This is a genomic window from Larkinella punicea (assembly GCF_003334855.1).
Classification (GTDB): Bacteria; Bacteroidota; Bacteroidia; order Cytophagales; family Spirosomataceae; genus Larkinella; species Larkinella punicea.
The window spans coordinates 86,261-99,022 of record NZ_QOWE01000027.1 but is presented as its reverse complement, the minus strand read 5'-3'; the positions used below and the strand labels follow the sequence as shown (position 1 = coordinate 99,022).

The following is a 12,762-nucleotide window of genomic DNA, read 5'->3' as shown; positions in this document are numbered from 1 at the left end:
GAGTCTGATTGGTATCGATTTAGGTAAATTCGAACGCGCACTATGGGATTCCTGGCCGCGTAGCGGACGAATGTTTGTAGAAGAAGTAAGTGGTAAAACCCGCGTGCCTTTGGGTACGCAATCAGTGCTGAAAATTGCGTACCCAAAGGCACGCAGGAGAACTCTGGTAGCCTTTTTTGCTACAAACATTAGACCGCTACGCGGCCAGGAATCTCATAGTGCGCGGTAAACGCTAAACTAAAAATTGCAAACCCGAAAACTTGAAAATCATGGAAAAAATAAAAAGAAGATCCGCTTTAACCTCGCTCGGTGCACTTTCCTTCGGGATGGCCGTACCGACCTTGTCGAAAGGCGAACGACTGAGTGAGCCTTACAAACTGGTTCAGCAAACGCTAAAAACCGACATCCTGGTGATTGGTGGCGGCACGGCGGGCGTGGTGGCGGCCATTCAGGCGGCCCGGGCCGGACGCAAAACGATATTGGTCGAAAACGGAAGCCAGCTTGGCGGCACGACGACGACCGGCGGGGTGAATTATCCGGGAATCTTTTTTGCCTGGGGCAAGCAGGTCATCGGCGGCATCGGCTGGGAAATGGTGCAGGAAGCCGTTGCCCTGAATGACGATACCTTGCCGGATTTTTCGATTCCCCACGGCAAAAACCACCCCCGGCATCAGGTGCGGGTAAATGGGCAGTTGTATGCCATGTTAATCGAGGAAAAAGCCGTTGCCGCAGGCGTACAAATCCGGTTTTACGAAACCCCCACCAGTGCAACCTTTCAGAAAGGAAACTGGACCGTTCAAACCGTCGGCAAGGGCACCAGCACGCAGATCATCTGCAACCAGTTGATCGATTGCACCGGAAATGCCTACGCGGCTTCGCTGGCCGGTTTTCCGCTGCTGCGGGAGTCGGTCACGCAACCCGGAACGCTGATGTTCCGGCTGGAAGGTTACGATTTTAAATCGCTGGATTTAAAGTTGATCAAGGGCCGGTATGAAGAAGCGATCCAGAAAGGCGAACTCGTCAAAACCGACTTTCGGAACAACATCGTGGGCCTGTTGAAAAGCGCAGGAGACAACATCCAGCACGTGATGGGCGCCGATTCCACGACTTCCGAAACCCATACCGTGGCGAATTTGAAAGGGCGGTCGTCGCTGCTGACGACGCTACGGTTTCTGCGAACGCTGCCCGGCTGTGAGAAAATCCGGCTGGCGGATGTGCAGAACGAAACTGCCGTGCGGGAAACCTACCGCATCGACGGCCATTACAAAATTACGCACGAAGATTACGTCACCGGGAAAGTATTCGACGATGCGGTTTCGTATTCCTATTATCCCATCGACGTCCACGACGAAAACGGCGTGATTCCTGATCATTTGAAGGAAGGCGTGGTGCCGACGGTGCCGCTGCGGGCGCTGGTGCCGAAAAACAGCCGGAATTTTCTGGTGGCCGGGCGGATGGTGAGCAGCGACCGGCTGGCGAATTCGGCGCTTCGGGTGCAGGCATCCTGCATGGGCATGGGTCAGGCGGCCGGAGCCGTGGCGGTTTTAGCCAATTTGCAGAACAAAACACCGCTGGACGTGTCGATGAAAGACCTCCGGAAACTGATTGAAGAACACGGCGGAATTGTGCCGGTTTCGGCTCAAAAAGGGTAATTTTTTTGGTATGCGAAATTGGCTCAGGATAGGTTTACTCAACGCGGTTATCATAGTGGCAATCCATTTTTTGGCTTGTTCAAACATGTCGCTTGCTGCCCCTAAATCCCCTAAAGGGGACTTGGACACTGAAGTGAAAGGATGCAAAAAGTCCCCTTTAGGGGATTTAGGGGCGCACAGTCGTGAGCGGATTCGCTATTTCCAAACCCAAACGATTCCGCTAAAATCGGATACGATTCAGGCGTTTGTGAGTCAGTTTAAAGACGATGCAGGCAACGATACCCTGTTTCAGATTCGGTCGAAAGAAGGGTATCCGGTTTCGTATTTCCGGAAAATTAAAACGAGTGTCTGCTTCGATAACAAATGCCGGTTGCTGGACATTGTGCTCTACTGGAACGTCACCGGACGCTATTTGGGCTATGAATTGCCGGAAGGGGAATTTCTGAGCAAGACGGAACACGAACCGTTCAAACCCGCTGAATACGCCCGGTTGAACGACCTGCTGGCCGATCCGTTTTCGCCACTGGCCAACTTTTCGTACGAGGAACTAGTGCCTAAAGCCGATCTGGCGGCTTCGGGACTGGATGCGGTTTCGTCGGCTACCTCGAAAAATGTGCTGAATTACGTGGTCGAAGGGGCGGTGTATACGACCTACAAAATGTGGCATTTTGTGTATGGTGCCGCGCAAAAGGAAGTGATCAAATTGACCGAAAAACGATTGTCGCCCGGTTTTCTATTGAAGGTGCTGGAAAGCTCCGATTCCGGCGATAAAATCTGGGCGCTGAACCACATTCGCGGGCAGGTCGAGCTGACGCCCGCGCTGCGAAATACCGTTCTGAGTTTCATCGATAACAACCGGTTTAATCTCGCCGAACGCGCCATCAACGCCCTGAATCCCGCCGAACTGAAATCAGATTCGTTGCAAAAAATGCTGTTTGAAAAATACCCCAAAGTGAATTACAGCCTGAAAAACCTGATCGTTACCAAACTGAAAGAAGCCCCCCATCTCAACTCTTCGGTCAAAACCGCCCTGGCCAATGCCTTGAAGTCGGCCAATGGTGAACTACTGACCAATATTCTGGATCTCTTCAAACAACACCGAGTGTCGGATCGGGAAACCGGGCGGATCATTGCCGGCCTGTTGCAAAGTGAGAATAATTTCCTCTCCCAAAAAGCGTTTATCTACCTGAAAAGTGCGAATATTGACGATCAACGCGTGACGGAGCAACTGAATGCCTACAAAACGAAGCATCATTTATAGTCGAAACAACGCATGAAAGGACTGGTATGGCTGATCGTGCTGGTTCCGTTTTGGGGCAAATCGCCTGATTATCAGCGGTCGGCGGAGGTTCCAATGGTTAGTCTGGAAGGCGAAGCGCAGGGCACAACCTACCACATCAAATACCGCGACGAACGCCAGCGCAATTTTAAAAAACCGGTCGATTCGCTGCTTACCGAAATCGATCTTTGTCTCTCCACCTACCGCCCCGATTCGGAGATTTCGCAGTTCAATCAATCCGAATCGCACCGGTTTCAACGCCCTTATTTTTACCCGGTTCTTAAAAAAGCCGAAGAAGTATATCGGATTACCAACGGTGCCTTCGATCCGACGGTGAAACCGCTGGTCGAAGCTTATGAACAAGGCAAAAAGTCCGGGGAACCCTGGCTGCCCAATACGGATTCTTTGCTGGAATACGTTGATTTTCAGTATATTTCGTTTGATACGGTTTCCGTAAAAAAGCGCAAAAAGAACGTCCGGCTGGATTTCAACGCACTGGCCCAGGGCTACACCGTTGATGTCCTGGCGGTTTTTCTGGAGTCAAACGGCATCGATCACTACATGGTGGAAGTGGGCGGAGAGGTTCGCTGCCGGGGCGAACGCAGCATCGGGCAATGGTGGAACGTCGGGATCGAAAGCCCGGTGCGACCCGGCGGGCTGCAGTCGTCGGTTCGGATGGCGAACCGGGCGATGGCGACGTCTGGCAATTACCGCAACTTTTACCGGCAAACCGGCGAAACCTACGGCCACATCATCAACCCCAAAACCGGTTTTTCCAAACCCGACGCGCTGCTGAGTGCCACGATTTTTGCCAAAGATGCCATGACCGCCGACGCCTTTGCCACGGCTTTTCTGGTGATGGGCCTGGCCAAAACCCGGCGGTTTCTGTCCCAACACCGCGAACTGGACGCCTATTTGATCTACAAAGACGATGCGGGAAACCTGAAAACCGTTGCCACGGACGGGATCAGGGAGTTTATCAAATAACATTTGGGTTTTATTGCTACATTTACACGTTTTATTCCAACCCTTACAAACCTTACGGGGCGTTTATGAACTCAACTCGTTACTCTTCTTTTTTCCGGCTGTCACGGCGGGCTTTGGCCTGGTCCACCGCCGGGCTGATCGTCGGGGGCGTCCTGGTAGGCGCCTGGCAAAACGACAACCTCAATCAGGCTTCCGGGGAATACCTTAACCGTTTATTCGCCGGACTTTCCGACGACGACAAGCGCGATCCGAAATACGCGGTGGGTAGTCTGAACGTAGCACCGGGTCTGGAAGCCAGGCTCTTTGCCGCCGAACCGATGCTGACGAATCCGACCAACATCGACGTCGATGCCCGGGGGCGCGTCTGGGTTTGCGAAGCGTATAATTACCGCGCCAACATCAGCGGAAACCCCACCCGCCCCGAAGGCGACCGGATTCTGATTCTGGAAGACACCAACGGCGATGGGCAGGCCGACGTCACCAAAACGTTTTACCAGGGGCCGGAACTGGTTTCTCCGCTGGGCGTCTGGGTGCAGGGCAACAAGGTCATTGTGTCGGATAGCCCAAATGTGTTTGTGTTTACGGACGAAAATGGCGACGATAAAGCCGATAAAAAAGAACTGCTGTTTACCGGACTCAGTGGGGCCGACCACGACCACGGGATGCACTCCTTCGTTTTTGGACCCGATGGCAAGTGGTATTTCAATTTCGGCAACGAAGGCAAGCAAATCCGCGACAAAGACGGCAAAGCTATTTTTGACCGCACGACCGGCAAAGAAATCGATACCAAAAACTACCGCCAGGGCATGGTTTTCCGGTGCAACCCGGATGGCAGTGACATGGAAGTGCTGGGCCAGAACTTCCGGAACAACTTCGAAGTCGCGCTGGATTCCTACGGAACCATGTGGCAGTCGGACAACGACGACGACGGCAACAAGGGCGTTCGGATCAATTATGTGATGGAGTATGGCAATTACGGCTATACTGACGAAATGACCGGCGCGGGCTGGCGCGTGAACCGCACCAACCTGGAAGCCACCATTCCGCTGCAACACTGGCACCTGAACGACCCCGGCGTGGTGCCGAATTTGCTGCAAACCGGCGCGGGTTCGCCCACCGGTATTATTCTGTATGAAGGAAAATTGCTGCCGGAAGTGTTTCAGGGTCAGATGATTCACTGCGACGCGGGGCCAAATATCGTTCGGTCGTATCCGGTCACGAAAGACGGCGCGGGCTACAAAGCCACCATCGTGCCGCTTTTGGAAGGCGTGCGCGACCAGTGGTTCCGGCCTTCGGATGTGTGCGTTGCGCCCGATGGTTCGCTGCTCATTTCCGACTGGTATGATCCCGGTGTGGGTGGTCACCAGGCGGGTGATCAAAACCGGGGACGGGTCTACCGCGTGGCCCCACCGAACACACCGTACAAAATACCGAAAGTCGATCTGGCTACGACCGCCGGTGCCGTTGAAGCCCTGCAAAGCCCGAACATGGCGATTCGCTATGCCGCCTGGAACAAACTGCACGATCTGGGCACGAAAGCCGAAAAAGACCTGGCGAAACTGTACAAAACATCACCCGATCCGCGCATGAAAGCCCGCGCCCTCTGGTTGCTGAGCAAACTGGATGGCAAAGGCAAAAAATACATCGAAACCGCGCTGAAAGAAAGCGATCCGAACCTGCGCATCACCGGTTTGCGGGCCGCTCGTGAATTGAAAACTGACATTATTCCCTACGTGAAGCAGTTGGTGAACGACACTGATCCGCAGGTTCGCCGGGAATGTGCCATTGCCCTGCGCCGGAACACATCACCCGAAGCGCCGGATTTGTGGGCGCAACTGGCCGCCAAACACGATGGCAAAGACCGCTGGTATCTGGAAGCACTCGGCATTGGGGCTGATGGTCAGTGGGATGCGTATTATGCCGCCTGGTTGAAACGGTCGGGCGCGAATCCGGTGGCTACCGATGCCGGGAAAGACATCGTCTGGCGGGCTCGCACCAAAGAATCGGTGCCCTTGCTGGCCAGTCTGGCGGGTGATTCGAAAACCGATTTGACGAGCCGGTTGCGGTATTTCCGGGCCTTCGATTTCAATCCGGGGGCTACCGAAAAATCGACCGCTTTGCTGAGCATTCTGAAAACCAACCCGAACGACGTACAAATTACCAAACTGGCGTTGCGCCACCTCGACCAGAACTTCGTGAAAAATTCGCCGGAAGCGATGGCGTCGTTGACCAAATTGCTGGACGAAACCTACGGCAAACCTGAATACATGGAAATGGTGAGCCGGTATGAACCCGTAGCCGAAAATCCGCGCTTGCTGGCCCTGAGTCAGAAGCAGTTCAACGACATTGTGGGCCGCGACGCTACCCGTCAATTGTTGAAGCAGGGTGGTGGGAAGCAGGTCTGGGAAATCCTGAATGGCAGCAACCCGGAAGCCGCCATCAACATGGTGTCGGCTCTGCGCTGGGTGGGAACCAAGGAGTCGCTCGAAATGCTGAAAACCATTGCGTTGGACGAAAAGCGTCCGACACTGCTGCGGAAAGAAGCCACCCGCGCCATCGGCGGCAGCAACGACGGGGAAGAAATGATTCTGTCACTCCTGCGCTCCGGCCAGATTAAACCGGAGTACAAAACGGCGGCTGTTCAGGGGGTTAGCAACACCTGGCGGAAGAAAGTCCGGACGGAAGCCGCCAGTTATCTCGACGGTGCCAAAGGCGCAGAAGGCAAGAAACTGCCCGCCATTCCGGATCTGCTGGCCATGACCGGCGACGCAGGCCGGGGGCTGACGGTTTTCAAGACCAATTGCGCCATTTGCCACCAGATCAACAGCGAAGGCATGGATTTTGGCCCCAAACTGTCCGAAATCGGGAGCAAATTGCCGAAAGAAGGACAATACCTTTCCATCTTGTATCCCGATGCCGGGGTAAGCTTCGGCTACGAAGGGTTTGAGGTCAAATTCAAAGATGGCAGCACGGTTTCCGGGATCATTTCCAGCAAAACCGAAACCGACCTGCAAATGAAGTTTCCGGGTGGGGTGGTGAGCGATTACAAAATGAGCGACGTCGTTTCCATGAAGCAAATGGATGCCTCGATGATGCCTTCCGGATTGCAGGAAAACATGTCTACGCAGGAACTGGTCGATTTAGTGGATTACTTATCGAGTTTAAAGAAAAAATAGAACCTTCCTTTATCATGATTCAACGACGCGATTTTGTCAAATCAACGTTAGGCCTTGTCGGTGCGACGCTTGTCGGCAATGCCCTGGCGGGTACGAATGCTGTACAGCCGCAGACGGTGGTGAAAAACAAGTTCAAATTACAATATGCCCCCCACTTCGGGATGTTTACAAATAGTGCCGGGAAAGACGTGATCGACCAGCTAAAGTTCATGGCCGACAACGGTTTTACCGCCCTCGAAGACAACGGAATGATGGGCCGTCCGGTGGAGGAGCAGGAGAAAATCGCGAAGGAAATGACTCGCCTGGGCATGAAAATGGGCGTTTTTGTGGTCGATAAGGGCGGAAACGGACAAAATACGCTCGCGGCCGGCAAACAGGAATTCATCGACATTTTTCTGGCGGGTTGCAAGAAAGCCGTCGAGGTGGCCAAACGCGTGAATGCGAAATTCATGACGGTGGTTCCCGGTGATTTTCAGCGCAATCTGCCCATCGGCATTCAAACCGGCCACGTGATCGACGCGCTGCGCCGGGGATCTGACATTCTGGCCCCCAACGGGTTGACGATGGTGCTGGAACCGCTGAGCGACACGCCAAATCTGTTTTTACGCACTTCCGACCAGACCTACGAGATTTGCCGCGCCGTCAACAGTCCGGCCTGCAAAATCCTGTTCGACGTCTACCACATGCAGAAAAACGAAGGGCACATCATTCCGCACATCGACTGGTGCTGGAGCGAAATCGGCTATTTCCAGATCGGCGACAATCCGGGCCGGAAGGAGCCGACGACGGGCGAAATCAATTACAAGAACGTTTTCAAACACGTGTACGAGAAAGGTAAAGCCGAAAACAAGGACTTTATCTGGGGCATGGAACACGGCAATGCCTATCCGGGCAAAGAAGGTGAAACCGCTTTGATCAAAGCCTACGTCGAGTCGGACAGCTTTACGGTTTAGTATTCATGGAGCGCCGGGCGTCCGGCGCTCCATTCTATTGTTCAATCACGGTTGCCGCCCCCAATCAGGCTGGCTGAGGTCCAGAAAATCGTGATACGTCTTCATTTCACTCATCAGGCGGTTTTCCAGCACCTTCTTTTTTTGCGCAAAATCCGGGTTGTTCGCCAGATTGTTCACTTCGTACGGGTCTTTGTTGAGGTCGAACAACTGCGTGGTTTCCTGCCGATTGACGTTGTATTTGATAAGTTTCCAGTTGTCGCGGGTTCGCACGGCCCGCTGAAAATCCCGGTAGGCATAATAAACCGACTCCCGGCCCGGCTTTTTGGTTCCTTTTATAAAGGGGAGCAAACTCTGGCTTTCAACCGTCGCTGGTGCCGGCATCCCAAGAAAATCCGTCACCGTCGGGAAAATATCGGCGAGATAGGCCAGCGCATCGACGCGCTTGTTTTGCGGCAGGGCCGGATGGCTGATGACCAGCGGTACGCGCATGCTGTGTTCGTATAGATTCTGTTTGCCCAGCAAGCCGTGACTGCCCACTGCCAGCCCGTTGTCGCCCGCAAAAACGATCAGCGTCGTTTCGAGTAAGCCGTTCTTTTCCAGTACATTCAGAATCCGGCCAACCTGGGCATCCAGCTCCGAAATCATGCCGTAATAGAGCGCAAGTTCCTCTTTCGCCTGCACTTCGGTCAATGGGCGCGGCAGTAGTTTCTCATCGCGTACGTTCAGTTCTCCATTGTCGAAGGGGTGCTGCGGGAGAAAATTAGCGGGCAATTTCATCTGTTCTTTCGGGTATAACTTCCGAAAAGCTTCCGGCGGGGTGCGCGGGTCGTGGGGCGACGTGAACGCGACGTAGCAATAAAAAGATCGGTTTTCCGGTGTTCGGTTGGTCAAAAAGGCGATGGCTTCATTGGCATACAGTTCCGACGAATACACATCGGCCTTTTTATTGGGCTCCTTAAATTGCCCGGCGGGATCAAAATTTACATACTGCGGATGCTCCTGACCGCCTTTTTCCGGGAGGTGCATCCCGCCGAAAAACAGGGCGGCCCCCCCTTCATAACTCCTCGAAAACGAAGCTTTGTCGTTGTGCCATTTTCCAATCGCGTACGTTTGGTATCCTTTCGTTCGGAGGTATTCGGGCAGCGTGGTGTGTTCTTTGGGAATCACATCGCCGGATTTGTGTAAACTGTGTAGGTAGCGGCCTGTGTGGAGCATCGCCCGGCTTGGAACACACAGCGCACCGTGTAAACCGCCCATCGTCTGCGCCCGCGTAAAGGCGACGCCCTTTTTGACGAGCCGATCCAGGTTGGGCGTTTGAATGGCGTCATTTCCCAACGCATGAATCGTGTTATAACGCTGATCGTCGGAATAAAGAACCAGCACATTCATCGGTTTTTTTTGCCCAAAAACCGGGTATAAAAAACTACTTAAAAGGATAAGGAGCAGTCTGTTGACGTATAATTTCATGCTCGGCCGGGGTTCATTGTGGCTGACTAATGCTATCAAAACCCAAAACTACGGTCAGATCCCCGATAAACAAGATAGCCCGATCAGAAGATCAGGCTATCACACGTATTCACAGCCAGAATAAAGGCGGCTGAACATACGAAATGGAAATCAATTACAAAGCAACTACCGAATTTTCGTCGGACGAAACACCGCTGCTAATGTACTTATCGGCCTCCGAATCATTCAGCCAGGTTTCACCATCGATCAGATAGCGAAACTGCGTTTCCTGACCCACCGGAAGTTCAACCGTTGTTTTGTATGAACCGTCTTTTTGTTTCTTCAGAGCCGTAGCCGACGCATCCCAGCCGTTAAAATCACCAACCAAAGCAACCGCTTTCGCACCATTAACGGCGTCAGCAGGCAGCGTAAACGTTACTTTGCAAATTGTAGGCTTGCTTTTTACATACTGTTTTGCAAGTGCCATATAGAGTAGAGTGTTTGGTTTACGGTTGTAAATTTATATGGAAAAATGAGTAATGCAATGGTTATCAAATCATTAAAACAGGGCTTTCTTGTTATTGTTCTATTATTCGATACAATAATTTAAAAAGCCGGCGATTGAAATAGAATTTTTCCAATAAACGTAGAACTTACGTCTGATAGTTCTATCGAACTTTCGCTTTCTGCCCCTAAATCCCCTAAAGGACGGTCGGACGCAGCCGGACTTTTAGCATCCGGATTAAGCCGCGTCCAAGTCCCCTTTAGGGGATTTAGGGGCAGAAAGCGAAAATCCAATAAACGATCCGGTCCGTTAAATTGTTTGAACCGCTTGGATTCAGTGGTAAGGACAGGATCAAACCGTCAATCGTTGCACAGCGAAGCCGTCCACTACCGAACCGTGTAGCGAATACCCAGGAAACCGCGGATGCCCTGGTTGGGGGCAAAAACGTAGTTCGGGTCGAAGGTCAGCCGGTACGGATTGTCGGGCGTTGCCACCACCTGCCCGTTCCGATCGAACACGACGCGCTTGTCGAACGGATCGTTGGCGCGGGCGATGCTGTTGGCCGGGGGCGTAAAATTCAGCAGGTTCTTGATCCCGCCGTAAATCTCGAAACCGCTGTTGAATTTTTTGGTCAACTGAATGTTCTGAATGCTCCAGGTGGGCGAATATTCGGCCCGTGGATCGTCGGAACTCAGCAGCGGCAACCGCATCGGCCCGTAGAGATTCCCGGTGTAATCCGTTGAAAAACCGCGTCCGAAATCATACGAAACCGTCCAGGTACCCGTAATGCGTTCGGTCAGTAACTGGCGGGTTTTAACGGCCTGTCCGTCCGCATCGTCTTCCACCTTATACACATCCATGAGTGTAAAACCGGCGTTAACCTTCAGCGGGAACGTAAAACTGGCGTCAAAATTTACACTGACCCCCTTGGACGTCGAATGGCCCTTCAGGTTATCGAAGAAAATCTTGTTGGGGTCGGTGTCGTAGTCGGCAATGATCCGGTTGGTAAAATACGTATAAAACAGCGACGCATCGATGCCCAGAAAACCGCTCCCGAATACAATCTGTTTGGTATAGTTCAGGTTCACATTCCAGCTTCGTTCGGGTTTGAGTTCATCCTGCACCACCACCTGCCGGGCGCCGGTCAGGGCCGCGTGGTCCTCGGTAAAGAGGTTGACAACCCGGTAGCCTGTTCCGGCATTCAACCGGATGATGTTGTCGCGGTTGGGTGCCCATTTATACGAAAACCGGGGTGTCAGGATGTTGCCGTGCCGCGAATTGTAGTCGTAACGCAAACCCAGCAACAGTTTATGTTTTTCGTTGAACGTAAACTCGGGCTGCACGAAAACACCGGGCAAAACCGTGCGGTCGGGCTGGTTGGCGGGGCGCAGCGAATCGGCAGACTGGGTGGCTGGTGTGTTGTCGTCGTAGAAGGTGTAGCGGAAGGGCGTTCCGACCAGCAGGCTGAACTGGCTGTTAAACTCCTTCGTCCAGAGCAACTGGGCAAAAAAGATCCGCTGGGTCGCGTTGAAGGAGGTCGTGCCGTAATACGAATTCTGGTTGTGGCTGTTGAACGACGACTGGAGCGTGATGTTTTCCGTCGTCGGGAGTTGGTAAGAGCCAATCAGTTCCAGTCGTTTCGTGTAAATGCTTTCGGCATAGAGGCTGTCGGTACCCCGGAGTTCGGGCGTCCAGTTGGTTTGCCCGCCCCAGCGGTTTTCGTAGAAATATCGTCCGGCAATGCTGGCCTGGCGGTTTTCTTTCCGCTCGAACTGCCATTTGTTGAACACCGAAATCCGGTGTTGCAGCGTCACGTCCGTAAAACCGTCGTTGTTTTTGTCGTACGGATTCTGGTAGTTGTAATAGTTCAGACCAATCAGCGAATTGGCTTTTCCAACCCGGTATTTCACGCCCAGATCGGCGTTGTATTCCTGCCAGCTTGTGCCGAACACATCGGCCGTCACGGTCGGTGCTTTCAATGGATTTTTCGTGATGATGTTGATTAAACCGGCCACCGCTTCCGAACCGTAGAGCGTCGACGCCGGGCCTTTCACCACCTCGACCCGCTCCACCAGCGAATTCGGAATCCCGGATAAACCGTACACCGTCGACAGCGAACTCACAATCGGCATCCCGTCGAGCAGCACCATCGTATACGGTCCTTCCAGCCCGTTGATGTGAATGTCGCCGGTGTTGCAGACATTGCAGTTCAACTGGGGCCGAACCCCGTTGATGGTTTGCAGGGCGTCGTAGATGTTGGGCGTGGGATTTTTCTGGAAGAATTTCGGCGTGTAAATCTCCACCGGAACGGGGCTTTCCAACTTCGAAACTTCCTTCATTGTTCCCGTAATGACGACCTCGCCCAGCGTGTTGGCGGCTTCACGCAGGTCGACCGTCTGGCGGATGGTCTGGCCTGCCGTTACGTTGACGGTTTTCTGAAAACTGTCAAATCCCACCAGCGAAACCACCAGTTGGTAGCGACCCGCCGGAATGCCGGTCAGGCGGAAAACGCCCGATGTGTCGGTCAGAACGCCGAACCGGGTGCCTTTCAGTGCCACCGTGGCCAGTTCGACCGGTTTTTGCTTGGAAATTACTTTGCCTTCGACGGTGGCCGTCGACTGGGCATGGGCAAGGAAGGTACTGCCTAAAATAAACAGAACCGATAGGTATATCGTTTTTAACATGGTTGTATGGGATCGATCAGAAGAAATGAAGGCCCGAATGTCGGCAACACGCGATGATTCAACCGGTTACAAACCGGCAC

At 53.2% G+C, this 12,762-nt stretch carries 8 protein-coding genes; 5 read left to right on the top strand and 3 right to left on the bottom strand.

What is annotated here, in order from left to right:
• The first annotated feature begins 269 nt into the window (after positions 1–269).
• From DUE52_RS26830 to DUE52_RS26810, 5 genes are all read left to right on the top strand, one after another.
• Entirely contained in the window at positions 270–1,652 is a 1,383-nt protein-coding gene (locus DUE52_RS26830; protein WP_114409165.1) for an FAD-dependent oxidoreductase, read from the top strand.
• 121 nt (positions 1,653–1,773) lie between these two features.
• Positions 1,774–2,913, top strand: a complete 1,140-nt coding sequence (locus DUE52_RS26825) for a hypothetical protein (protein ID WP_114409164.1) — start codon at positions 1,774–1,776, stop codon at positions 2,911–2,913.
• A 12-nt stretch (positions 2,914–2,925) separates the two neighbouring features.
• The gene (locus DUE52_RS26820; protein WP_114409163.1) at positions 2,926–3,918 is read left to right on the top strand and encodes an FAD:protein FMN transferase; all 993 of its coding nucleotides are present in this window, start codon (positions 2,926–2,928) and stop codon (positions 3,916–3,918) included.
• Between the two features lie 65 nt (positions 3,919–3,983).
• Positions 3,984–7,094 (top strand): PVC-type heme-binding CxxCH protein, encoded by a 3,111-nt coding sequence (locus DUE52_RS26815; protein ID WP_114409162.1) that lies wholly within the window; start codon positions 3,984–3,986, stop codon positions 7,092–7,094.
• 17 nt (positions 7,095–7,111) lie between these two features.
• On the top strand, positions 7,112–8,047 hold the full coding sequence (locus DUE52_RS26810; RefSeq protein WP_165841046.1) for a hydroxypyruvate isomerase family protein: 936 nt from the start codon (positions 7,112–7,114) through the stop codon (positions 8,045–8,047).
• Positions 8,048–8,092: 45 nt separating this feature from the next.
• On the opposite strand, the gene DUE52_RS26805 is transcribed toward DUE52_RS26810, so the two are convergent.
• The 3 genes from DUE52_RS26805 to DUE52_RS26795 form a co-directional block, all read right to left on the bottom strand.
• Positions 8,093–9,514 (bottom strand): sulfatase family protein, encoded by a 1,422-nt coding sequence (locus tag DUE52_RS26805; RefSeq protein WP_114409160.1) that lies wholly within the window; start codon positions 9,512–9,514, stop codon positions 8,093–8,095.
• Positions 9,515–9,668: 154 nt separating this feature from the next.
• Positions 9,669–9,980, bottom strand: coding sequence for an isoamylase early set domain-containing protein (locus DUE52_RS26800; RefSeq protein ID WP_114409159.1), 312 nt, complete (start codon positions 9,978–9,980; stop codon positions 9,669–9,671).
• Between the two features lie 404 nt (positions 9,981–10,384).
• Entirely contained in the window at positions 10,385–12,682 is a 2,298-nt protein-coding gene (locus DUE52_RS26795) for a TonB-dependent receptor (RefSeq protein WP_114409158.1), read from the bottom strand.
• Positions 12,683–12,762 lie beyond the last annotated feature (80 nt).